At 40.6% G+C, this 21,518-nt stretch carries 17 protein-coding genes; 4 read left to right on the top strand and 13 right to left on the bottom strand.

All coding sequences use genetic code 11. From position 1 onward, the window contains the following. Positions 1-73: 73 nt before the first annotated feature. The 5 genes from bglX to B4B65_RS09110 all read right to left on the bottom strand — a co-directional run bounded on the left by bglX (position 74) and on the right by B4B65_RS09110 (position 11,632). Positions 74-2,368 (bottom strand): beta-glucosidase BglX, encoded by a 2,295-nt coding sequence (gene bglX / locus B4B65_RS09090; protein ID WP_293915227.1) that lies wholly within the window; start codon positions 2,366-2,368, stop codon positions 74-76. A gap of 35 nt (positions 2,369-2,403) precedes the next feature. After that, positions 2,404-3,762, bottom strand: coding sequence for a glucoamylase family protein (locus B4B65_RS09095; protein WP_293915229.1), 1,359 nt, complete (start codon positions 3,760-3,762; stop codon positions 2,404-2,406). Between the two features lie 80 nt (positions 3,763-3,842). Then, a complete protein-coding gene (locus B4B65_RS09100; protein WP_236582244.1) occupies positions 3,843-5,336 on the bottom strand; it encodes a RagB/SusD family nutrient uptake outer membrane protein in 1,494 nt (497 codons plus the stop codon). A gap of 13 nt (positions 5,337-5,349) precedes the next feature. Further along, positions 5,350-8,367, bottom strand: a complete 3,018-nt coding sequence (locus B4B65_RS09105) for a SusC/RagA family TonB-linked outer membrane protein (protein ID WP_293915233.1) — start codon at positions 8,365-8,367, stop codon at positions 5,350-5,352. A gap of 379 nt (positions 8,368-8,746) precedes the next feature. Beyond that, entirely contained in the window at positions 8,747-11,632 is a 2,886-nt protein-coding gene (locus B4B65_RS09110; protein WP_293915235.1) for a transcriptional regulator, read from the bottom strand. 141 nt (positions 11,633-11,773) lie between these two features. Here B4B65_RS09110 and B4B65_RS09115 point away from each other — a divergent pair, with 141 nt between their 5' ends. Next, positions 11,774-12,826: an alpha/beta hydrolase gene (locus B4B65_RS09115; protein ID WP_293915237.1), complete on the top strand. Its 1,053-nt coding sequence runs from the start codon at positions 11,774-11,776 to the stop codon at positions 12,824-12,826. Positions 12,827-12,835: 9 nt separating this feature from the next. Here B4B65_RS09115 and B4B65_RS09120 read toward each other — a convergent pair whose 3' ends face one another. From B4B65_RS09120 to B4B65_RS09155, 8 genes are all read right to left on the bottom strand, one after another. Beyond that, positions 12,836-13,486 carry a YiiX/YebB-like N1pC/P60 family cysteine hydrolase gene (locus B4B65_RS09120; protein ID WP_293915239.1) on the bottom strand — a complete coding sequence of 217 codons (651 nt, stop codon included), beginning with the start codon at positions 13,484-13,486 and terminating at the stop codon, positions 12,836-12,838. Between the two features lie 73 nt (positions 13,487-13,559). Next, positions 13,560-14,048, bottom strand: coding sequence for a VOC family protein (locus B4B65_RS09125; protein ID WP_201680009.1), 489 nt, complete (start codon positions 14,046-14,048; stop codon positions 13,560-13,562). Positions 14,049-14,051: 3 nt separating this feature from the next. Continuing rightward, a complete protein-coding gene (locus B4B65_RS09130) occupies positions 14,052-14,249 on the bottom strand; it encodes a hypothetical protein (RefSeq protein ID WP_293915241.1) in 198 nt (65 codons plus the stop codon). Between the two features lie 4 nt (positions 14,250-14,253). Further along, complete coding sequence (locus tag B4B65_RS09135; RefSeq protein ID WP_293915243.1) at positions 14,254-14,409, bottom strand: hypothetical protein; 156 nt, start codon at positions 14,407-14,409, stop codon at positions 14,254-14,256. Positions 14,410-14,487: 78 nt separating this feature from the next. Further along, positions 14,488-14,871, bottom strand: coding sequence for a VOC family protein (locus tag B4B65_RS09140; protein ID WP_293915245.1), 384 nt, complete (start codon positions 14,869-14,871; stop codon positions 14,488-14,490). Continuing rightward, complete coding sequence (locus B4B65_RS09145) at positions 14,871-15,314, bottom strand: VOC family protein (RefSeq protein WP_293915247.1); 444 nt, start codon at positions 15,312-15,314, stop codon at positions 14,871-14,873. Before B4B65_RS09145 ends, B4B65_RS09140 begins: the two co-directional genes overlap by 1 nt. 73 nt (positions 15,315-15,387) lie before the next feature. Next, complete coding sequence (locus tag B4B65_RS09150; protein WP_201680005.1) at positions 15,388-15,735, bottom strand: nuclear transport factor 2 family protein; 348 nt, start codon at positions 15,733-15,735, stop codon at positions 15,388-15,390. Positions 15,736-15,872: 137 nt separating this feature from the next. After that, positions 15,873-16,445, bottom strand: coding sequence for a Crp/Fnr family transcriptional regulator (locus tag B4B65_RS09155; protein WP_293915250.1), 573 nt, complete (start codon positions 16,443-16,445; stop codon positions 15,873-15,875). 431 nt (positions 16,446-16,876) lie between these two features. On the opposite strand from B4B65_RS09155, the gene asnB reads away from it, so the two are divergent. From asnB to B4B65_RS09170, 3 genes are all read left to right on the top strand, one after another. Next, positions 16,877-18,568: an asparagine synthase B gene (gene asnB, locus B4B65_RS09160; RefSeq protein WP_293915252.1), complete on the top strand. Its 1,692-nt coding sequence runs from the start codon at positions 16,877-16,879 to the stop codon at positions 18,566-18,568. Between the two features lie 168 nt (positions 18,569-18,736). Beyond that, the gene (locus tag B4B65_RS09165; protein ID WP_293915254.1) at positions 18,737-20,302 is read left to right on the top strand and encodes a M20/M25/M40 family metallo-hydrolase; all 1,566 of its coding nucleotides are present in this window, start codon (positions 18,737-18,739) and stop codon (positions 20,300-20,302) included. 39 nt (positions 20,303-20,341) lie between these two features. Next, on the top strand, positions 20,342-21,313 hold the full coding sequence (locus B4B65_RS09170) for a polysaccharide deacetylase family protein (protein ID WP_293915256.1): 972 nt from the start codon (positions 20,342-20,344) through the stop codon (positions 21,311-21,313). The last annotated feature ends 205 nt before the right edge of the window (positions 21,314-21,518 follow it).

Consider the following 21,518-nt stretch of genomic DNA (forward strand, 5'->3'; position numbering starts at 1 on the left):
TACAGAGGAAAATAGATTTTAAAAGCAAAGGCCTTTCCAACGGGAAAGACCTTTGCTATAAAATAGAGTAGTGTTAATTTTGTAATTCAAATTTAGAAGTTAATACATCTTTGGAATTTGTTCCGACATATACTTCAAATTCGCCTGGCTCAGCGACAAATTCTAAATTTTCATTATAGAATTTTAAATCTTCTTCTGTCAGATCGAATTCAATTGTTTTTGTTTCGCCAGCTTTGAAAGCTATTTTCTGAAATCCTTTCAACTCTTTCACAGGACGGGTTACAGAGCCGACCATATCACGGATATACAATTGTACGACTTCTTCACCATCATATTTTCCAGTGTTCTTTACTTCGACAGTAACCTTAATTTTACCTTGTTTCTCTAATTTAGAAGTACTTAGGCGAAGATTGTTATACTGGAAAGCAGTATAGCTCAATCCGTATCCGAACGGATAAAGCGGATCGTTGTCTACATCCAGATAGTTAGATCTGAATTTTTGGAACCATTTGCCCTGCTCCAAAGGTCTTCCTGTAGTTTTTGCATTATAGTATAATGGAATCTGGCCTACATTTTTAGGAAAAGTAGCCGGTAATTTTCCTGAAGGATTTACATCTCCGAATAATACATCTGCTACTGCTTTACCAGTTTCAGTACCTCCAAACCATACATTCAGGATCGCCGGTACATGTTCATTTTCCCAGGTCAGTGTTAATGGTCTGCCGGTAAAGAGCACAAGTACTACCGGTTTTCCGGTTTTTAACAACGCCTGTAGCAGACGTTGCTGATTTGCAGGTATTCCTATTTCTGTGCGACTGGAGCTTTCCCCACTCATTTCAGAGCTTTCTCCCAATGCTGCTACAATCGCATCTGCACCTTCCGATGCTTTGATTGCTTCTGCTATCAGTTCCTGTTCGCTGCGGTTATCACGAGGAATTGTACGGCCAAACATGGTAGCACGTTCCTGATAAACAGGATCTTCTAACAGATTTGTACCTAAGGCATACTGAATAGTTACCTTGTTACCCAATGCATCCTTCATTCCCTGTAAGAGTGATGGCGTGTGTTCCAAATCAGCACTGACACTCCATGTACCCGGCATATTCGCACCTGTATTAGCAAGGGGACCTACCAGAGCAATTTTTCCTTTTTTTGTAAAAGGAAGAGTTTGCTTATCATTTTTTAATAATACAAATGATTTCGCAGCTACTTCACGGGACTTTGCAAGATGCGCTTTAGTGAGTATGTTATTTTTAGCACGGTTTACATCGCAGTATTTGTATGGATCGTCAAATAGTCCGAGTTTATATTTAGCTTCTAAGACTAATCTGCACGCTCTGTCGATATCAGCTTGTGTGACTTTGCCTTCCTGCAATGATTTTTTTAATGTTCCGAGGTAACCTTCACCTACCATATCCATATCTACTCCGGCTTTCAGAGAAAGTGCAGATACCTGTTGCAGGTCTCCCAGTCCGTGATCAATCAGTTCGTTTATGGCGGTGTAATCGGTCACAACCATACCCTGAAATCCCCATTGCTGACGTAACAGATCAGTCATAAGCCATTTGTTGGCTGTAGCTGGTACACCGTTAATATCATTGAATGAAGTCATGATACTGCCAGCTCCTGCATCAATAGCAGCTTTGTAGGGCGGAAGATACTCGTTGTACATTCTGTGCAGACTCATGTCTGTGGTGTTGTAGTCTCTTCCGGCTTCTGCTGCTCCATACAGCGCAAAATGCTTGACACATGCCATCAGTGTATTATGAGCAGCAAGGTCATTGCCCTGATAACCTTTAACCATTTCGATAGCGATTTTGGAACTGAGATAAGGATCTTCTCCGTTTCCTTCTGAAAATCTGCCCCAGCGCGGATCACGCGAGATATCTACCATCGGTGAGAACGTCCAGTTGATACCATCTGCGGTAGCTTCTGTTGCCGCGATCTGAGCAGTCTGCCTTACCAGATTCATGTCCCAGGAAGAAGCTAGTCCGATAGGAATAGGAAAAATCGTTTTATATCCGTGAATAACATCCATACCAAAGATAAGAGGAATGCCTAAACGGGACTGTTTGACAGCCAGATCCTGAGCTGCACGTATGCGTTGTGGTGTACTCATACTAAATATACCTCCGATAGCCCCGGATTTGATTTTTCCTTCTACTCCCGTACTGACTGTACTTCCTGTCGTTGCTTCTCCTCCCGTCACCAGATTAAGCTGTCCTATTTTTTCCTCCAATGTCATTTTAGACATCAGCGTATTAATAAAACTGTCCATCTTTTGGTTGTTCTGCTGTGCTGTAACAGTGCTGGTCACGTACAAAGTACATATGGACAGCACTAATCGACTGTATCTGCTTATATTCATATCTATTGTCTTTTAAAAAATTATTACTGAACGTACTAAAAGTGCGGGCTTGTAAAACCAAGGCCTTTCAATCCTTTCTGTACATCAGGAGCGCCCATAAAAAGTTTCCAGAATAATCCTGTTCTATAGTTCTCAATCATGACCACGATAGGCCCCTGATCTATGGCAAGGTATCGCTGCGGAAACCAATTGTCTGTCTCGCTGTATGCATCATAGAAGCCATACTGTCCCCAGACTTTGGTACTCAGATGCTGATTCAGGTATCGGGCAAACGCAATACTTTCCTTTGGTGTATAGGGCATCGAAGAGAGGGCTGCTGTAGGACTGATGACACCATGATCATTATCAGGATGATGTGCATCGTAACCTTTCACGGAATAACTTGCTGTCAGTCCCCAACCTTTGTCTGCTCCGTAGCCTTTATATTGTTTGGGGTTTTGTTCGGCGTGTGCAATATTGATTTTGCTGTGATTGACGACAACATCCCAGTAATTAGCATATTGATCTTTCAGACCTTTGGGGTCTAATCCCAGATAGGAGTAATGTTCCCAGAAAAGCGGACCTACACCGCCATTGGGTGCATTATGTTTGAGAATCATCGGGATATCGTATTTTTTAGCATCGGTTACGATTGCTCCGTCTCTTGCCCATCCCTTGTGGTAGGTAGATGCGGGTATAGGATGTGTAGGGGAGGAGGCTGCCAGTATATACGTGATCAGACATTCATCATATCCTTGTATGGCATGGTTCATACCCCATCCGTATGTTGGGCTCCAGTGCCAGAAAAGAACATCTTTTCCGTTTCTGAAGAAGTTCCATTCAATTCCTTTCCATAATGCATCTGCTTTGTTTGCAATTGCTTTTTCGGTTTCCGAACCGTTTTTATAATATTCTCTTACAACAATAAGAGCTTCTGCCATAAAAGCCGTTTCTACAATGTCAGCCCCATCATCTTGTTGACTAAACGATTTAGCTTTTCCGGTTTCTCCGAAATACCAATGTGACCAGGCTCCTTTGAACCGGTCTATGCGACCCAGGTAATCCATGATATGATCTAATCTCTGAGCTCCTTCTTCTTTGGAAATAAACTGACGCTCGATACCTGTAATAATGGCCATGATGCCAAATCCGCTACCACCAATGGTAATAACATTCTGATCATTTTCCGGATAAGCACCATCTATATGTATGCGTTCGCGGGCCATGCCGGAAGTCGGTTCTGCGCCCTCCCAGAAATATTGGAAAGTTTGTTTTTGTATAAGTGTGAGAAGAGAGTCAGTAGACAGACTGTCTTTTGAGTCACGTTGTGTGTCCGTGCTCTTTTGCTCCTGATTTGAAAAACAAGATTGTAATATGAGGAGCGGAATAAAAAAAGTGTAAATAAGTGCTTTCAAAGCGGAGAGGTGTTAATTATTAATAATACAATGTTGTGAAAGAAGAGCACAGACGGCTGTCTATGCTCTTCTTACCCGCACTAGTAGTTTGGATTCTGGATCAGAACACCACCTGAGCGGTCTATTTCATTTTGAGGAATAGGAAGGTATCTGTTTCTAAGCTGGTAATTTGTTTTACCGGCATCTTTGAAAGTTTCTGCATCGATATTCCAACGTATCAAATCGAAAAAACGTTCATTTTCCATACCTAATTCCACTTGTCTTTCATGTCTGATTGCAAGTCTCAATTCCTGTTGGTTTGTAGTTGTAACTTTCGGAAGGATAGCATTGTTGCCAGCTCTTGCCCGAACTCTTATCTGCTCTAAATAAGCCAGCGCTGCTTCCTGTTCGCCAACTTCATTTGCAGCTTCAGCGGCCATCAGGACAACATCTGCATATCTGATTACGCGGAAATTGAACCATTCTCCGGCCTGACTTCCTGTTGTTGTACGGATTTTAGGATCGGTATATACTTTTTTGTTCCAATATGCTCTTGGTACTGTTGCAGTTGCAGCAGGAATAAGTTCTCCGTAAGGAGTATTTACCTGGCCTGCATACAAAAGAGTTTCATCTTTCCGTGGATCACCCACCTCGAATGCTTTTGCAAGTCTTTCATTCGGCACGTTCCAGCCCCATCCCAGGTTCATAGCACCGGACCCTCGTACGCCTTGTCTTCCTGCGTAGGTAATACCCAGATTTGTCTGTCCCTGTGCATAGTATGCTTGTATCTCAAATACAGATTCCTTACTGTTTTCAGAACTTTCTCTAAAGATCTGATTGTAAGCTACACTCAGATTATACTGTCCTGAGTTGATGACCATACGGCTCGCTGCAAGAGCTTTGCTATACTGTTGTCTGGCCAGGAATGTTTTAGCCTGTACGGCAAATGCTGCTCCTTGTGTAATACGGCCTATAAATCTGGATTCCCAGTTTAGCGGGAGATGCTGTGTCGCATATTCCAGATCGGCATCTATCAATGCGTAGATATCTGCAACAGGAGATTTTGGAAGAATACTTTCCTTCTGATCACGAACACGGAAATCAATTTTTGGTACTTCGCCAAATGCACGTACTAAGTTGAAGTAAGCCCATGCTCTGAAAAATTTCGCTTCTGCTAATCCTCTGGCAACTTCCGGACTCTGGCCGCCCAGAGAGTCAGCTGTTTCAATTGCTGTATTCGTCAATGCAATCAGCTTATAATGGTCTGTCCAGTAATTTCCCCATAACCAAAAGTTGGTCGTATATTGGAAATCATCCGTATTAGGAGCGGATCCGGCTTCATCACCTACGCTCGATCCGATTTCGGCATCATCCGAACGCATATTGTGTACACCTACATAGGGAAGACCACTCGTTCCTTCACTTCTTAACCCCGCATAGATAGCCAATACCTGACCTTCTAAGGATCCTGCAGGTAAATCTTCTTCTGTCAATTGTCCTAACGGCTTGCGATCCAGAAAATCTTTGGAACAACTGCTCAGCACCAAAAGTGCCACAAGAGCTGCCGATATATATGTTGAAATATTTGTTTTCATCACTTTCTAATTTTTAAAAATTAACATTCACACCTACAGTATAGATAGCCGGGATTGGATATGTTCCGTTGTCTACACCCACAGCGATTGCACTTCCTCCGATTTCAGGTGTATACCCTGTATTTTTGGAGAAGGTGAATGGATTCTGTGCATTCAGGAATAATCTTAATGACTTAAGTTTTATTTTTTCCAGCGCTTCTCTCTTGAAGTTGTATCCTAACTGGATGTTACGAACACGGAAGAAACTGCCATCTTCGATAAAGTAAGAAGAGAATTCTCTGTTGTTGGTTCTTTTGGAATCCATAATAGGCTCGAAGTTAGATGTTCCTTCGCCTGTCCATCTTCCCAATCTGTCTTCCAGAAAGTTGAATGTGGAATACTGATTTCTGTTCCAGGTACGGATCAGCTCGTTTCCGGATACACCCATAAATTCAGTTCCGAAATCAAAATTCTTATAGCTTAGATTGACAGAGAAACCATAGATAAAGTCAGGAGTAGGATTTCCGATGATGGTTCTGTCCTGCGTGTTGATTGTTCCGTCGTTGTTGATATCTACATATTTGATATCTCCCGGTTTGAAAGCAGCTCCTAGACCTGATTTCGGTCCTGCATCTACTTCAGCCTGATTTTGGTATACTCCATCAGTTCTCAAACCGTAAAAATAACCTACCGGTTGTCCGGACATAGTACGTGATACACCATTACCTGCAAGTATAGCGAAATCATCATTTACCAGATTAAGAACTTTGTTTTTGAGTGTTGTCAAGTTTGCATTTACACCCAGTTTCAGATCATCAGTAAGTTGTTGGTTCCATCCTGCAGAAAATTCAAATCCTTTATTTTGAATTTCTCCGGCATTTCTTAATATCGGTAAGAATCCGTTTACTCCCGGTACTTCTACCAATATATCTTTAGTTTTCTTGTCGTAATAAACAGCTTCCAGACTTAATCTGTTTTTCAGCATCTTAGCTTCAAAACCTGCTTCCCATGAATGTACGGATTCCCAACGTAAGTTAGGGTCAGGAGAATAAGCAGGAGATAATGCCGGATAGATATTATCTCCAAATGAAGTCGAACTACCTGAAACCAGTGTCGGATATACCGGATAGCGGTAGCCATCACCTGTGTTTTCATTTCCTAAGACACCCCATGAACCTTTGATCTTTAAGTTGTCAAAAAGTTGCTGATCCTGCATAAATGATTCTTCAGATACAACCCAGCCTGCACCGATAGCACCAGAATTCTGCCATCTGTTTGATCCAAGGAATGCAGAAGAACCGTCTCTTCTGAAGGATCCGTTCAATAAGTATTTGCCTTTATAGTTGTATAAACCTCTTACGAGATAAGATAATGTAGCACGTTCCCATTGCGATCCGCCAATAGATCTGGTCGTCTGATCACCCATGGTTGTGTAAAAGAAGCGCGGATCATTAGGAATAGGATCGCCGCTGCCCTGACCTACATTAGTGATGATACCTTCATATCCTCTGTAATAGGTTGTAAATCCGGCAGTAGCGGTCAGACTGTGGTCTCCCCAATTGTTCTTGTATGTCAGGAGCCAGTCACTCTGTGCCTTTTTGTAGGTGTTCTGTTCTTGTGATACACCGGTTGTGCGGACAAGTGTACTTGTTTTATCCGTACCTTGTATGTTAGGATCATATACGTTTACAATAGGTGTATAGCTTCTGATTCCGTTAAAGCCATAGTCATACAGGAATGAGGCTTTGGCAGTGAAATGCTCCAGGAACGTAAGTTCTGCAAATACACTTCCTACCGCTCTGTATTCATCACTGATACGTGTATTCTTTCTGAGTTCCAGACCAACCATCGGTGAGTAGATCTGTGGAGTCTGGAAAGGAGGCGTATTATGATAAAGACCGTATTCATCATTAAAAACAGGAGTTACCGGAGAAGCGATAATCGCTGTATTGATAAGGCCGCTCTGAATCTGTGGTAAACTTGCTTTGTAACCGCTGAAGTTCATTCCTACTTTAAAATTGTCAGTAATTTTCAGCTCATCGTTGATGTTCAACGTTAGTTTTTTGTACTCTTCATGTTTGACTACCCCTTCTTCGGTGGTATAACCCAGACCCATATAGAATTTATTCTTGTCTGTAGCTCCGCTTACACTCAGGTTGTTGTAGTTTAAAATACCTCTTTGGAAGATTTGATCCTGCCAATCCGTATTTGCATTCCAGTTGGTATAGTCGAAAGGAGTTGCGCCTTCATTTTTAAGCTGCTCATTATACAGGGTTTTAAATCCTTCCGCATCCGTCATTTTCATACGGTGATTGACATCTTTAAAGCCTAGAGTAGAGTTGAAATTGAAATTAAGATCACCTTGTTTTGCGGATTTGGTGGAGATAATAATCACCCCGTTGGCACCACGTACCCCGAAGATCGCAAGGGAGGAAGGGTCTTTTAATATCTCCATGGATTCAATATCCGATGGGTTTAAGAAGTTAATATTATCATTCAGGATTCCGTCAACAACATAAAGAGGGGAGGCTCCGTTAATGGAGTTTGTACCTCTTATTTTTACGTTAGGAGCTCCTCCGGGTTCACCGCTGTTGGTGATTTGAACACCGGCTACTTTTCCCTGAATAGAGGCAATCGGATTTGGCGAAGGTTTGTCTGCCACATCTTTTCCGCTAACTGATGCAATCGAACCTGTCAGATCGCGTTTTGCGGCTGTACCGTAACCAATAACAACGACCTCTTCCAAAGCTTCGCTGTCGGAAATAAGAGAGATGTTAAGATTTGTCTGATTGTTTACAGGGACATCCTGTGTAACATAACCGATGTACCGTAACTGAAGTATATCCGTAGGTTTTGCCTCAATGGTGAAGAGACCTTCGTCATTACTTTGAACAGCGGTCGTTCCCCCTTTGATCGCAATTGTCACCCCGGCAATTCCGATTCCTGTCCCGCTGTCTTTGACAGTTCCGCTTATTGATATTTGCTGTCCGAACAGGGGGGTGGACAGAGATAAACTAAATACCAGTAAGAAATAAGTAAAAAAGTTCCTCATTTTTTGTTTAGTTAAATAATGAATTGTTTTAAAATGTTTAGTTAGTCCGCTAACCTGATTAAGTTATGATTTCGAATTTTCCTCTTTATAACTGGTTGTTATATTATTCGGGGATGTAATAAACACTTCACAAATATGTGATGTATAGCCTGTAAAAGCAAAGATGCCTACCTCAACATTATTACATCGTCAGAAAATGAAATCATTTAATTTGTTTTTCATTTTATTTAACTTATTAACAATTAAGAAGTTGCTTTTGTTTTAGTATGAAGTTTTTCGATGTTGTAAGTGTATTTTTTACACACAGAGGTGTGTGTGGTAATGATGTAGTCATTTAACACAATTTCACATCACATGAGAGGTGTCAGATGTTCGGTTTTTAGACCTCCAACAGGAATTCTGAAAGATTTTTTTCAGTCGGAATATTCAGTTTTTTGCGCAATCTGTATCTTCTGATTTCTACTCCTCTGGTCGTAATATTAAGCAGTGAAGCAATCTCTTTACTGTTCATATTCATCCTCAGATATGCACAAAGTTTGAGGTCATTCGGGACGAGCGCAGGATAATCTTTCTTTAGTTTTTTGAAGAAGTTTTCATGTGCTTCATTAAAACTTTTTTCAAACAGATTCCAGTCCCGTTCATCATTATAAGCTTCGTTGATAATTTTGCTGATCTTCTTAACATGTTCGTTGGAAAGCTTTTTGCCGTCATTATCTTTCAGGCTGATCAGCTCTTCATGAATGGTGTTGAGCAGTTCATTTTTATAAACAATGTTCATAGCTGAATTTGCCAGTTCTCTGTTTTTGCCAGCCAGTTCCTGTTCCAATTGTTCATTTTTCAATTGAACCATCTGACGCTCTTTCACTTCCATTTCTTTTTTCAGCGTTTCTTCCTGCTGTCTGCTGAGTTTTTCTCTGAGTATTTTCCGATGTTTCTCAAGTTTATGTTCGTACCATTTTCTACCATAATGTACGCAAATGGCAAATAATAAGAAGTAGATCAGCAGTGCCCACCAGGTGAGGTACCAGGGTGGATTTACAGTGAATTCAAGACTGGTGACGTCTGTGATTGTACCATCTGGCAGTTGCGCCCGGACTTTGAATGTATAAGTTCTGTTTCTGAGATTGGTGAAGTCCTTTTGATATTCTTCGGACCAGTCAGACCATTCTTGGGAATATCCTTCTAAAAAATATTGAAAGCGGACGGCTCTGGAGCTGTACCATGGAATCGCAAACCGGATACGGATATTGTTGGAATTATAAGGAATGCTTAATTCTTCATCACTGTCTGTAAAAGCTTTGATTTCTTTGGTGATATTATATACACCCTGAATGATGGGTTTGGGTTTATATGATGACGCTTCAAGCTTAGTTTTGGGATTATAAAGCGCAAACCCATTGTCTATACTGATGAGAAACAGATTGGGACTTATCTGATTGATATTCTCATAATATTTCATCATTTGATTTTTCAATGTAGCAAATCTGGAGGAATCTATCTGAAGCTCTCCCTTAGGCATGAAGGTGGCATAGGCGATATGTCCTTTATTAATAAACCAGAATTGATTGGCCTGTGCCTGAATTATTTTGTTGGAATAAGCAAAAGAACCCAGTTTTTCATTTAAATAACGGTATGGTGCAAACTTATCGGAGATGTCGTCATATCTGTAAAAGCCGGAGTCGGTAGAAAAAATAATGCTTCCGTTGAGATTCGTAGGATGATTGCCAGTTGGGGCTGGCAATCCTTCTTTTGTGCCGAATGCTTTTGTCTGTATAATATTTCTGTATGCAGAATCTGTAGTGATCAGGTTAAGCCCCTGAGCATTACTTACCCAAAACTGATTTTCGGATTTTTGCTCAATAGCACTGACAGGAAGATTCCGATTATTGATTTTAGTATCAAGTGTCCATCCATTATTTCCTTTCCGGAAGAGTGCCATTCCTGTATAATTTCCCTGCAGGAGGAGATTGCGATGTCCTTTTATTTGTTTTATCACCCAACCACCAGTCATATTCGATATTTTGGTAAACTGTTGTCCGGATACTTTAAATGTTCCGTCATTATGACCGCATATCAGTTCTCCGTCAATCACAGAAAGATCCCATACCTGTCCCTGGGATTGTGGAACTAAATTAAATTTCATTGGGGTTTGGGCGGTATTTGAAGACCATGCGCTATAGAACAAGCCCTGATTGGTACCCAGATAGAGATAACCGTTAAATATTTTTGCACTATATACTGTACCTATACTTCCGCTGTTGTCTGCATAGAAATATAGGGGGGATTGTATATCGATACGGGCTATACCATTGTCCAGTCCTGCCCAGATTTGCTTCTGTAGATCGGTTGTCAGCGATAATACGGTGTTGTTCTGTAAACCATTTTGTTTATTTATGTGCTGAATGAGCTGACCGTCTTTATTAATAATATATATCCCGTTCAGAATCGTTCCGTAAGCGTAGTAATCTTTAAATACCTGTATACCGTTATTGAGCTGTGCATTTTTGAGCTGCTCGTTGATTTCATTATTCCATGGACGGATACCGGACTGATCGTCATAGCTGTATAGTCCGTTTTTAGCTGTACCTATTAATAAAGACTGATCAGATAAAGGGAGAATGGAAAGGATAAGCTGATTTCGTAATACCTCATTGCCTTTCAGGGGCAGGAGTGACTTGTTTTTTAGTTCAAAAAGTCCACCTGGTAAATTTTCTATAAAAATGCGGTTATTTGCTTTGAATGCAAATAAGAATGGCTGGTTGTTGCCGCTTACCAAATCTATTTTACCGTTTTCATAACAGTAGAGGTTAGCAAATGACTGAAAGATAATTCGTTTCCCGTCAATGATGATTTTCCATATCTCGTCTTTCAGTATTGTTTCTTTACTGACCAGTTTACTTATACTGTGATAGGTAAGTTTTCCTGTTCTTGACTTCTCCCAATATCCAAATTCACCCATACCTCCGGTATAGATGCGTTGTTGCGGTCCCACAGTTACTGCTCTGACTGTAGATTTGTTAGGTAGCGTATGCAATGACCAGACCTGACCATCAAACTGCAGCAGTCCGTCGCCGTTTCCTACATAGATCACTCCGCTTGAGTCCGTCGCAACGGACCAGTTCTGATTTCCGGCATTATAATTGAATTTGGTATATTGTTGTACCCAGGGATGCCCGATCTTTGGGATCTCCTGCCCCAAAAGACTTTGGATACAAAATAACGTAGCAAAAAATACTAATATATTTGATTTGAAGAATGTCGACATATTACGTAATCGTTGCTCAAAGATACTGAATTAGAAGAAGGGGTTAAAATATTCAATTTTCCGGACTTCGGTGAATAGTTTTCGGGGGTCAGTAAAATAAATGGATTAAATAATAGATTTGTAGTAAATTATTAAGCATGTATGAATAGATATATTGCCTGTCTTGTTTGCCTTTTTGTCGTCACATCCTGTGGTATTACACATAATGTACCCTTAAATCAATCTCCAAATTCCTTTGAAAAGCCCAATATCAGCAATTCCTTTGTTGATCAGAACGGTAATTTTTATCCGGATAATTGGAAAAAGTCATATGGAGCGCCTCCGGAGAATGGTAAGAAAAATGACTATTCCTTAATGAAGATTGCTACTGAACGCGGAGAGGATGATAAGTTACGCAGTTACGAAACGCAGCAACTGAAGCAGGTTGCTAAAAGATTGGCCAATAAGAAGCGTGTGTTTATTTTTGTACATGGATTTAATTCAGATGTACGGTCCAGTAATCAGAGTTATGATTATATCCGCAAGCAGCTGAATGTCAACTCCAGTCAGGACGAGGTTATACGATTTTACTGGGACGGACTGCTTACTAACAACCCTTTCAGCGGTGCAAAAATATGGTTTGCGGCTACTTCTTTTAGCCAAATGGCAGGTGAGTTCGGACTTCGACGGTTACTGAATACCATGCATAATAAGAATATCTATATTATCTCCCATAGCAGAGGTGCATCTGTCGTATTAAGTGCATTGAGTACACCAGTGTTTAAAGAGAAATTTGTGGAAGAGGTAAAGGATATCCATCATGTCGATATTGATGACGCAAGTAGTTTAAAGGAAAATAAGAATAATATTACCTGCATTATGTTAGCTCCGGCAGTGGGGCTGGCAGATTTCAGGCCTAAAGATTACCGGGAAGGAGACAGCACGTACTGTATATTCAGCGAGCAGGTAAAAAAGATTCATATTACCACCAACAATACCGATAAAATGCTCAAAAAAGTATTTGGATTTTTATCGGATAAACTGGAACCTACAGATCTGGGATATAAAGAGGATGTATATAATGTACTGTGCAAACACTACCCGTTTTTTGAAATGACGGATTTTTCCGGAATGGAAAGTCATGAATTCAAAAGATATATCCGCAATCCTAAGTTTAAAACTATGTTAAAAGAGCATAAAATAGGTAAAAATTAAATATTCTACCTACAGATAAAGTCTTCCGAGCCGGTTAAGTTTTTCTGAAGCTGCCATACCGTTAGGATTACAACCTGGTTTTCCTTCGGGAACTTCCAGGTTTTGCTTTTTGTAAAAAGTTTTCCAGAAGTCATCTGTTTTTCCTGTTTCGGGATTGATAAAGGTCATAGGTGCTAAACTGAATATCTGATTCTTTTCAAAAGCGCGGTATATAAAATCAGAACAGTAATAACAACTATCGTTCATGATATAGCTGCGGTTATAGGGTTTTCCAAGCATAGTTCCGGCTGTTTTCAGTGCAGCGGGAATACTAGAAATAAAAGGATCTTTTAGTCTGTACAGGATAAGAGCATTACCTCCATCCTGTTGCTCTTCATAGAATTGACGAATTTCCTGACGTACAGATCCTTTTGTGCTGCTGGCATGCAGTACAAAAACGTAGTCTTTTGTCATTTCTATTATGCCGATATGATCAAAGGAAGCTGACTCACTTTTCTGGGTAACACGGTTAATGGCTCCCGAAAGATCCTGTTGTTGAGCACCCACAAATATCAAATCTCCGCTTTTGATATCTCTTAGTGTTATTTCAGTATCTTTTTTTTGCGCAAAGGATAATGTCAGTGTCAGGAATAAGCAGAATGTAGCCAAAAGTTTTTTCATGCAACAAAGATAAGTAGCCATACAGAACTATTGCAGCTTATTTCTATTTATCCCGTTTTAACGTATTGAATAATCAGGCATTTTCCAATGCTGCTATATCAATTTTTTTCATACCCATCATCGCCTGTACGGCACGCTCCGCATTTGGAGATTTGAAAAGTAGTTTTTCGATGTTTTCAGGGATAATCTGCCATGAAAATCCGTATTTGTCTTTACACCAGCCACACATGCTTTCTTCGCCTTCTTTGGTGATGGCTTCCCAATACTGATCTATCTCATCCTGAGAAGTACATTCGATCACTAATGAAGAAGCCTGGTTTGGCTCAAAATCCGGCCTGCCATTGAGAGCCATAAATTTCTGGCCTTTTATTTCTAAAAAAGTAACAAGCGGATTAGCGGACAGGATCCGGCTATCTTTGAAAACCGAGATGTAAAAATCTACAGCTTCTGTTGCGTTGCCTTCAAACCATAGGCAAGGGTACATCATTTGTTTCATACCATAAGGATTTATAAGTTCATTGACTTTGGAGGATAATATCAGATTGGTGATAAAAAATGACATAGTCTAATGAGATTCTTTTAAAATAAATACGTTCCCGATCGGATCCTTGATCCAGTGCATATGTGCAGGAATCTGTTCCAGATCGTCTTCAAATGCAATATTTGCGCGTTGTAAATGTGCTTCGGTTTCTGCGAGATTGTCTGTCAGCAATTCAAACCAGGCCTCTGTACGTGAGACTTGTTCGGTAGCATCCAGCCACAAAGTATTATCTCCGAAGACTACTTTTCTTTACAGTAGGGTGGTCTGGGGTAAGTATTTCTGATGCCTGTAATCCCAGTGTAAGGGTGTAAAAATCTACTGTTTCCTGATATTTTGAAACAGGGACTTTGATTGCAATGTTTTTTCCTCCTGTTATTTTCATAGGGATGTAATTTGTTTTTAAGGGCTATCCGCCAGTTGGTAGATCTGAATTAAACAGTGCTGTAAGCGTTAGTCTTGCTTAAGACATTCCCGCATTTTCATTTACTTCAAAAATACCAAATACATTGTTGTCAATATCCAGAAAATATCCTTGCCAGCAACGACCGGGAATGGCAAATTTTGGCATTGCCACCTGTCCTCCGTTTTGTATGATCAGCGCAGCTATATTATCAAAATCATTCACTTCCATAGAACAGGTAAATGCATTTGTTCCGCAATTGAGCGGAGGGGTGTCTGCCGGTCGTTGAAATAATCCGCCATGTATTCCTGTGGTCTCTATTCTGTAATAAGTAATAGGAAGACTGTCTTCTTTTATAAACTTCCATCCAAAAATCTGCTCATAGAAATGAGCAGATTTTTCGGGATTCTCAGCTTGTATTTCAAAGTATACAATGCTGTTCATCAGGACATTTTTTTATTTCCTTCGAAATGGATCATCCAGGAAATTCCGTATTTGTCCTGAAATGAAGAATATAACTCAGCCCAAAATTGCTCACCTAAAGGCATTTCAATGGACTGCGTATCCACACTCAGTTTGGAATACAATTGTTTAGCCTCTTCAGCTGTCTGTGTATCCAGCATCAGGTAAGCATTTGTTCCTGCTGTTGCGCTGTGTCCAAAGTTTTGGATACAGTCTGATCCCATCAGCATGACAGATTCGTTAATCTTAATTGCCGTATGCATGATTTTGTTTTTGTCTTCATCCTGAATAGGGTATTCCGGATCAGCAGGCATATCGCCAAAACGGTAAACTCCTAAAGATTCCGAACCGAAAACGCCTTTGTAGAATTCAAAAGCTTCTTCACAATTTCCGTTAAAATTTAAATACGCGTGTAATAGTGCCATATCTTTTAGTTTTTAATGATTTATAATTCAAAATTAAAAGTCGTATTGACAGCTGTTTGTCAGCAGTCAATTATTATTTATTCATCTGATAAGAAATCAGCTTTTTTATTTTCAATCCGTCGAATTCAAAGACATCACAGAATACCGCATCGAGCAAATCTCCGGTTTTGAATTTACCCTGAACAGCCCCTTCGGCGATGACTACAGCACCCTCTTCTATCATCCTAAATACCTGAATGGTGGGAGAGCCTGTAAACAGGTCGTTTTCGATTTCCTTATCAAAAGCTTCTTTACCCTGCAGCTGAAAATAGCCGGGCATATGCCAAATGACATCTTCAGTCAGGCATTCCAACACCTTCTCGTGGTTGCTTTCCCGAAATCCCTGCATATACTGCTCTACAACTTGTTTTGCTTTACTCATTGGTTATAAACTTAGTTTATACAGCTTTTTATCTGTTCGAAGCGGAATATTATCCCAGTCTGCATATATGGATAAGCTTATTCAAATTTAAGGATGTCATGAAAAAAAGAACTTGTCATAGGGCAAGTTCTTGTATTTTATTGTACGGCTTCTTTTCGGATACGGCTAAGGGAAGTATCTGTAACTCCCAGATAAGATGCAATATGTTTGAGCGGTGCGAATTGAAAGATCTGGGGCTTACTTACTATTAATTGATTGTATCGCTGCAGAGCGGATAAGGATACCATTTCAATAGACCGCTTTTTCATAATATGTAAAGCGTACGTCATCCATGCACGACCCCATTCACTGAATGCAGGTATGGTGTGATACAGCATCTGGAAAGTGTCATAGTCCAGTTTCCAGGCTTTGCAGTCTGTCAGACACTGTATATTTTCCTGAGATGGAATCTTTAGAAAAAGAGAGGTCACCTCAATCACGATTTCATTGTCTCCAAAAAAATCTGTAGTAATCTCATTGCCCTCGTAATCGTGAACGTATGACCGTACCAGACCGCTTTCCAACAGATAATATTCATGTGTCAGTTTTCCTTCTTTTAAGATCATATCCCCTTTAGAGAAGTGAACCAATTCATGTTTGGAAGAGATGTTCTCCAGATCTTTAGCCTCGATGGCAGAATTCCGGTATACGTTAAACGGGTCTGATGTCATAGTGGTTTACTTTACTATGAAGTTAGAAAAATCCGGATAAATAAACAGTAATTATTATAAAGATTTTGGAGAATAAAGCGGTTCGTAAAAGATCCGGTAATGAGACGATTACTGTCTGATTATAGCTTGCAGAACCTATCGTATAACTTTTATCCACGCAAAATAAATATTCCCATTATGTTCAGGATGTACTGATGCTTCATCCGCTTTGTAACCTGGCATCTCGGGAGAGACTGCAAATTTCCTTTATGATCTTTGTTGAATTGATCTAATTTGTGTTTTATCGTGTTTTTATTGATTGTTTTTCATTTAAATATTTATAATGTTGATATATTTTTAATAAAAATTGAAAAATGTTATGAAATTTGTTTTTTAATCCTTTACTTTGTGACACAGTATAAAATTAGATAGCAACTAAATCAAATAAGCATATGTGCGGAATTATTGGAGCATTCGACTTAAAAGATTCATCTGAGAAGCTAAGACCTCAGATTTTAGAAATGTCAAAACGTATTCGTCACCGTGGACCAGACTGGTCCGGTATTTTTACGTCCGGCAAAGCCATTCTTGCGCATGAGCGTCTGGCTATTGTGGATCCCAAATCAGGTAGTCAGCCTCTTTACAGTCCTGACGGTCAGATTGTGCTGGCGGTAAATGGTGAGATTTATAACCATAAAGAACTGAGAGCGACTTTGCCGGATTACGAGTTTTCGACAAATAGCGATTCAGAAGTCGTATTGGCCTTGTATCAGGCTAAAGGACCTTCTTTTATAGAGGATTTAAACGGTATTTTTGCCTTTGCACTTTACGATGCCAGTAAAGATGTCTTTCTGGTAGCTCGTGATCATATGGGGATTATCCCCTTGTACTACGGTACGGATGAGCAGGGACAGTTTTTTGTGTCCTCTGAATTAAAGTCACTGGAAGGATTCTGTACACAGATGGATCAGTTTCCTCCGGGACATTATGTGTATAGTGCCGATGGATTAACACCACAGCGATGGTATCAGCGGGATTGGGATGCTTATGAAACAGTGCAAGATGCAGATACGGATATTGATAAATTGCGCACGGCTCTGGAAGATGCGGTACACCGTCAGCTGATGTCTGATGTACCTTATGGTGTTCTGCTTTCAGGAGGACTGGATTCTTCCGTTATTGCAGCTGTCACTAAAAAATTCGCATCCAAACGTATTGAATCAGGTGATCAGGAAGAAGCCTGGTATCCGCAATTGCATTCTTTTGCAGTAGGTCTTAAAGGTGCACCTGATCTTATTGCAGCACAAAAAGCAGCAGATCATATTGGTACGATTCATCACGAAATTAATTTTACGATTCAGGAAGGTCTTGATGCAATCAGAGATGTTATCTATCATCTGGAAACATATGATGTGACGACTATCCGGGCTTCTACACCTATGTATCTCCTGGCTAGAGTTATTAAATCTATGGGTATCAAAATGGTGTTGTCCGGAGAAGGCTCGGATGAATTATTCGGAGGATACCTGTACTTTCATAAAGCGCCGAATGCACAGGAATTTCATGAAGAAACGGTTCGTAAACTAAAAAAACTATACCTGTACGATTGTTTGCGTGCTAATAAATCATTAGCTGCATGGGGTGTGGAAGGCCGTGTGCCATTTTTAGATAAAGAGTTTATAGATGTCGCCATGACGATTAATCCTAAAGATAAAATGATTAAAGATGGTCGTATGGAAAAATGGGTGGTACGTAAGGCATTTGAAGACTATCTTCCGGAGAGTATTGCCTGGAGACAAAAAGAGCAGTTCTCAGATGGGGTAGGCTATAGTTGGATCGATACGCTTAAGGCGCAGGCAGAAGAAAAAGTCTCCGATGCTGAATTTGCTACTGCTGCGGATCGTTTTCCGGTCAATACACCCAAAAACAAAGAAGAATTCCTGTACCGTACTATTTTTGAATCACATTTTCCGTCGGAAGCTGCTTCAAAAACAGTTCCTTCAGTCAAATCTGTCGCTTGCAGTACGCCTGAAGCTCTGGCATGGGATGCCTCTTTCCAGAATCTGAATGACCCTTCCGGCAGAGCTGTTGCCGCTGTACATAACGAAAGTTATGAAAAGGCCAAGTCGGAAGTAGCGGTGTAGCTAATCAACCTTTATATCTGTTAAAGCCAGAAACGAATGTTTCTGGCTTTTCTTTGTTTATTGCCCCTTCCTTTCGTGGGCCGGAATACGTATAAAATACGTCCTGTATTCTGACCTTTTGTAAATTTTTGCTAACTTCCGTATATTTTAAAACACTTAACATTTCTTATGAAATTAACCTCTTATTCTACCTGGCTTTCTCCTGTTGCGGTCACTTTAGCTATGTTTGCCGGTACCGGTGTGTTCGGTCAGGACAAAAAGCAAATGGTCAATGCTATTGTTCAGGAAGCAAATACAAATTCCAAACTGGAGGACTATGCTTTTGAACTTATCGATATGATCGGGCCGCGACTGGTCGGTAGTCCGCAAATGCAAAAGGCGCACGATTGGGTTGTCCGGAAATATACAGAGATGGGTGCTGTGGCACGTAATGAGCCTTACGGAGAGTGGCGTTCATGGGAGCGGGGACTTTCCAGTATTACCATGACCTATCCGAGAATCAAAGCTTTGGAAGGAACGCAACTTTCGTTCAGTCCGTCTACAAAGGGGAAGGGGATTGAAGCGGAGGTGATTGTGCTTCCGGTTTTTAAATCACGTACAGAATTTACAAACTGGTTGCCTTCTGTGAAAGGAAAAATCGTAATGATAGCTATGAATCAGCCTACAGGACGTTCGGATGCAAACTGGAAAGAATCAGCTACAGCAGTAGCTTATGATAAAATGCAAGCTCTTAAGAAAGAGCAATCGAATCAATGGGCTGCAAGTCTGGAGGCTACAGGCAGTACACGAAGGACGCTGGCTATTGCTTTGGAAGAAGCAGGGGCACTGGCTGTAGTGGATTCATACTGGACAGAATTGCCTGGTGTAACGCGCATTTTTGATGCTAAAACCAAGAAAATACCGGTTGTGGATATTGCGCAGGAAGATTACGGACTGCTATACCGGATGGTGACAAGAGGATTGAAGCCCAGGATATTAATTCAGGCAGAGGCAAAAGAGCTTGGTGTCACAAAAACATATAATAGTATAGCGGAGATAAAAGGTAAAGAAAAGCCAGAAGAATATGTGGTGCTGTCTGCACATCTGGATTCATGGGACGGTGCTTCAGGTGCAACAGATAATGGTACGGGTATCATCACGATGATGGAGGCAGTGCGTATATTGAAAAAAGTGTATCCCGATAATAAGAGAACGATTCTGGTGGGCAACTGGGGGAGTGAGGAACAGGGGTTAAATGGTTCTTCAGCGTTTGTAGAAGATCATCCTGAATTGCATGATAAGATACAGGTGGTCTGGAATCAGGATAACGGTACAGGCAGAATTGCCCGGATTTCCGGCAATGGATTTGCACAGTCCTATGCGTACATCGGCCGGTGGTTGCAGTATTTACCTGAGGCTTTCCGTAATGAAATCCAAACAACATTTCCGGGCCTGCCGGGAAGTGGCGGATCAGATCATGCTTCCTTTGTCAAGAAGGGAATTCCTGCTTTTATGTTAGGTTCTACCTCATGGGATTATGGCAAGCTTACCTGGCATACCAATAGGGATACGTATGATAAGATTGTATTTGATGAAGTTAGGCAGAATGCTGTTATAGTTGCTATACTGACTTATCTGGCATGTGAAGAGCCGGAATTGGTATCCCGCGAGAAAATGATTATGCCTACAGATACAGATGGAAAGCAGATGCAATGGCCGACCTTATTAAATCCTAAACGGACGAGTGGAAATTAGATTTTACCCGGATGTAAATCCTTAACCAACTGTTTATATATGGAGAGTCTAAAATTATGGCTGGTATGTCTGATCTTTATTTTTTTATCACAGAAAGGGGAGGGACAGACCTTTGACAGTATCCGTAATTATAAGGTTGACTGGGCGTTGTTGGAAAAAAAGGATAGCCAGCTTATAGGCATTCGTAGTTTTACCGCTAATAACAAAACCTATTTGTTAGCTGTCGATCCTCTTGCAATGCAGACACGTGTGGTTCCATCCGATGAATATAAACGAACCCGTTTAACATTTGCAGATATCTCCGCACAATTTAATAAAATGCCCTATATCAGGAGTTTTGATCTCGTGCGCCGAACGGAACAGAACCTCCAGAATGCAGGATTGGACTTTCATATGCCTAAGGAACAAGGAATTAATCTGACTATTGATCTGTGTCCTTCGCATAAGCCATTTGACAGAATAATCTTTCAATCTTTATTCTCGGCCTTCAAAGGCAAATCGGGACGTCTTCCAGTCGCTATATCTGTTTCAGGAAAATGGATGCTGAAACATCAGGAGGATCTGAACTGGCTGAGAAACCTGGATAAAGACGGAGCTTTGCAGATCACATGGGTTAATCATAGTTATTCTCATGTGTTTAGTAATCAACCGCTGACATCCAATTTCCTGTTGACTAAGGGTACAAATATGGATGTGGAAGTTCTGGAAAATGAAAAGCTGATGCTTCGGAACGGGATACTTCCGTCTGTATTTTTCAGATGTCCGGGATTAGTTTCGGATAAAGCTGTGATAGATAAATTATTGAGCTATGGTCTTATTGCTGTAGGTTCGGATGCATGGCTGGCTAAGGGACAGCATCCCGTAGCCGGCAGTATTGTGCTGATACATGGTAATGGTAATGAAGAGCTTGGTGTTAAAGATTTTATTAAGTTACTGCAACAGGAAAATCCAGCTATCCGTTCCGGACACTGGACTTTGTATAATCTTAGCGAAGGTCTGGAGCATGAATAGTAGTAAATCACATAAAAATGGGGTTATCCAACCTTTTTGAACAGTCTCAATTCTATTGTAGTGGTATTGTTATAACTTTTCTCTACTTTTAAAGGAGAGATGCCGAAGGGCAGAAAGGTTAATTATAAAACTGCAAAACCTCACCCTAACCCTCTCCTTAAAAATGAGAGGGAATTGGTTTGTCGAATAATAAAAGGAGGGTGAA

Origin of the sequence: Sphingobacterium sp. UBA5789 (genome assembly GCF_002418355.1) — a bacterium.
GTDB lineage: Bacteria > Bacteroidota > Bacteroidia > Sphingobacteriales > Sphingobacteriaceae > Sphingobacterium.

Excerpts from the sequence above, each read along its gene's own strand:
- B4B65_RS09145 (WP_293915247.1), bottom strand. The coding sequence starts at position 15,314 with ATGGCACTATTACACGCGTATTTAAATTTTAACGGAAATTGTGAAGAA.
- B4B65_RS09140 (WP_293915245.1), bottom strand. The coding sequence starts at position 14,871 with ATGAACAGCATTGTATACTTTGAAATACAAGCTGAGAATCCCGAAAAA.
- B4B65_RS09100 (WP_236582244.1), bottom strand. The coding sequence starts at position 5,336 with ATGAAAACAAATATTTCAACATATATATCGGCAGCTCTTGTGGCACTT.
- B4B65_RS09105 (WP_293915233.1), bottom strand. The coding sequence starts at position 8,367 with ATGAGGAACTTTTTTACTTATTTCTTACTGGTATTTAGTTTATCTCTG.
- B4B65_RS09125 (WP_201680009.1), bottom strand. The coding sequence starts at position 14,048 with ATGTCATTTTTTATCACCAATCTGATATTATCCTCCAAAGTCAATGAA.
- B4B65_RS09115 (WP_293915237.1), top strand. The coding sequence starts at position 11,774 with ATGAATAGATATATTGCCTGTCTTGTTTGCCTTTTTGTCGTCACATCC.
- B4B65_RS09110 (WP_293915235.1), bottom strand. The coding sequence starts at position 11,632 with ATGTCGACATTCTTCAAATCAAATATATTAGTATTTTTTGCTACGTTA.
- B4B65_RS09165 (WP_293915254.1), top strand. The coding sequence starts at position 18,737 with ATGAAATTAACCTCTTATTCTACCTGGCTTTCTCCTGTTGCGGTCACT.
- B4B65_RS09150 (WP_201680005.1), bottom strand. The coding sequence starts at position 15,735 with ATGAGTAAAGCAAAACAAGTTGTAGAGCAGTATATGCAGGGATTTCGG.
- B4B65_RS09120 (WP_293915239.1), bottom strand. The coding sequence starts at position 13,486 with ATGAAAAAACTTTTGGCTACATTCTGCTTATTCCTGACACTGACATTA.
- B4B65_RS09135 (WP_293915243.1), bottom strand. The coding sequence starts at position 14,409 with ATGAAAATAACAGGAGGAAAAAACATTGCAATCAAAGTCCCTGTTTCA.
- bglX (WP_293915227.1), bottom strand. The coding sequence starts at position 2,368 with ATGAATATAAGCAGATACAGTCGATTAGTGCTGTCCATATGTACTTTG.
- B4B65_RS09170 (WP_293915256.1), top strand. The coding sequence starts at position 20,342 with ATGGAGAGTCTAAAATTATGGCTGGTATGTCTGATCTTTATTTTTTTA.
- asnB (WP_293915252.1), top strand. The coding sequence starts at position 16,877 with ATGTGCGGAATTATTGGAGCATTCGACTTAAAAGATTCATCTGAGAAG.
- B4B65_RS09155 (WP_293915250.1), bottom strand. The coding sequence starts at position 16,445 with ATGACATCAGACCCGTTTAACGTATACCGGAATTCTGCCATCGAGGCT.